The sequence below is a fragment of the Mycoplasma sp. 3398 genome (genome assembly GCF_053851555.1).
On sequence record NZ_JBSQAW010000015.1, the window covers coordinates 1 to 2497 of the forward strand.

The 2497-nt window shown below is 25.8% G+C and carries 3 protein-coding genes; all 3 read left to right on the plus strand.

Going from position 1 to position 2497, the window contains the following annotated elements; all coding sequences use genetic code 4:
- Positions 1-1364: hypothetical protein (locus tag ACWXVK_RS03195; RefSeq protein WP_456017237.1), on the plus strand; the 1364-nt coding region annotated here is incomplete at its 5' end.
- 400 nt (positions 1365-1764) lie between these two features.
- Positions 1765-1956 carry a hypothetical protein gene (locus tag ACWXVK_RS03200; RefSeq protein ID WP_456017239.1) on the plus strand — a complete coding sequence of 64 codons (192 nt, stop codon included), beginning with the start codon at positions 1765-1767 and terminating at the stop codon, positions 1954-1956.
- 210 nt (positions 1957-2166) lie between these two features.
- A complete protein-coding gene (locus ACWXVK_RS03205) occupies positions 2167-2370 on the plus strand; it encodes a hypothetical protein (protein ID WP_456017241.1) in 204 nt (67 codons plus the stop codon).
- The last annotated feature ends 127 nt before the right edge of the window (positions 2371-2497 follow it).

Sequence of the window (2497 nt, forward strand, 5' to 3'; positions counted from 1 at the left end):
ATAACTCAACAAATAGTATTAAAAACCTTGATACTATTAAAACTGATGCAGAAAAGCAAAAGGAAAAAGAGATAAAACAAAAAGCTGAAATTCAAGCTAAAAAACAAGAATTAATCGAACAAATTAAAAAATTACCTAATTCTCCTGATAAAAAGAATCTTTTAGATAAGGTAGAATTATCAAAAACTGAACCAGAATTTTCGGCTATCAAATCAGAAATTAAAATTATTTCTAGAAAAATAGAATTAAGAAAAGAGGTTGACAAATTAGCACTATTTGATTTGTCTAATAATAGAGGTGGATTACCTAGTGAATTTAGACCCGAAGCTAGCGAAGTGACAAAATATAATCTAAAAGATCTTTATAAGCTGATAACTAACGCTTCATCTAATGATGAGCTAAATACAATAAATACTAAAATAATGCAGCAAAGAAATGCAGAGTTAGATGATTTAAAGAAAACCATACTAGAGTCACATGGCAATGATGATAGAGAAAATAGCGCTATGAAATTATCATTAAATCAATCATTGTCTATTACTGTAAATAACAAGGCAATGGATGCTTCTGGAACATTAACTGAACAGTACACTAGAGAATATTATGCTTTGGATTCAGAAATCAGATCTGCTGATACAATCGAAAAATATAAATCTATAAAAATCAAGGTAGAAAAATTCATAGCTAAATATGAATCTAAAGAAGGTAAAAAATGGTTGCCATTCTTTAAAAAAAGAGTTGATTCAAATTACAAAAAACACCCGGCCGATGCGGGTCCATATAATGTTACAATTCCTCAAAGTTCATGAACATATATAATATACGAATTTGAAAAACAAGATATTGATAGAATACATGCTATCAAGATCGAAAATCAAGCGTTATTTAATGTCTACTACAAATATAGAAGAAATGTTAAATTAAACTATGAGTTTCTAAAATTAATAGCTAGAGTAAAAGATGCTGGAATAGTTGACGATTCGACACGATATAGTCTAGAGCAATTAAAAACTAATTTTGAAGGTGTTATAAATGCAGAAGATAAGAGTAAAATTATTTTAGAATCAAATAAACAATTATTCGGTACATACGATGTTTCTGAATGATGAAAAAAAACGTCACAAATTAGTTTCTTAAACTGATGAGCAAAAAAAATAGCCGACGCTCCAGAAAGCTTGATTAGTCAAGAGGAAAAATATGAATTATTAGATAAAATAGCTTTAAATACAGACTCAACAGATAAAGCATTTTTAGAGGAATGGGAAAAATTCAAAGATAGATTCTACAGTAGTAGTCTAATTGGCCCTGGTGAATTAGATAACGATGGCTATCCAAAAAATGCTAAACCTTATATTTGAAGATAAAAAATATCAAAGTAATGTAGAAATTTTTATGTATATTCTCTTGTATAAATATTTTAAATCTTAAACTTTTACTGGTTTTTATAACTAAAATAAAATAAGGGGGAAATGCTGATTTATTAAAAAAATCAGCATTTTTTACTTTTTTTGACCTCAAATATATAATAATTTAGTTATAAATAATCTAAAGAAAATGATACTAAAAGATCAAAGAGTTCAAATGCCTAAAAATGTCAAAATCATTAGAAAAGATGATAATAAATATGTATCTTATTAGAAGATGATAAAAAAAATCATCCGTTGTTTCTATCGGCAACATTTGACAATAACTAAAATTTTTAAAGTTTTATATAGATGAACAATTGAAAAATATTTTTAACAAAAAAGCGAATTAATAAAGGCATTGGCATCATATTATATTGATGAAGAATCTATGGTTTCGCAATTATTTGAAAAGTGAGCATATAAAAATTTTTCTGGTTTGTTTTCAATTCCTTCAAGCTCAATGATATCAATGCTTTTGCACAAAGATATAACAACAAAAAAATACTTGAATTTAATTATAGATGATCAAAACAATCAAGAACATATTTAGAATAATTCGGATGACGCATATTTATCTGTCGATTCAACGAACTTTAATATAAGCTCAAAAAACATGAAATATGCTGAATATGAAAAGCCAAATGTTGATGAAGGACTGCTACAAATAAACTTATCTTATTGTTTAGATCAAAAGACTGAATTACCTTTTTTTATGATTTATATCCCAAATCAGTTATTGATGTAAGTTACTACAAAAAAAATGATTGATAAAGTTTTAAATTTGTGTTATAAATCAGTAACTTTAGTATTGGATCGTGGTTATTTTTCAAAAGACAATATTCAAAATATTGCTTCTGAAAACAATGACTTTATAATTATGGCAAAAACTTATAACAAAAGATTAAGTAATTTATTAAATATCGATGAAGATTTCATTAAATCAAACATGAAAAAATCAATTTAAACTTGTTTTAGTTATAAAAACAACTAAAAGTTTAAGTTAAAAATAAAAGTCACATCAAAAAATGATGTAACTTTTATGATCGGTGCAGATCAACAATACTATTTTCACATAAACAATAAAAGATATA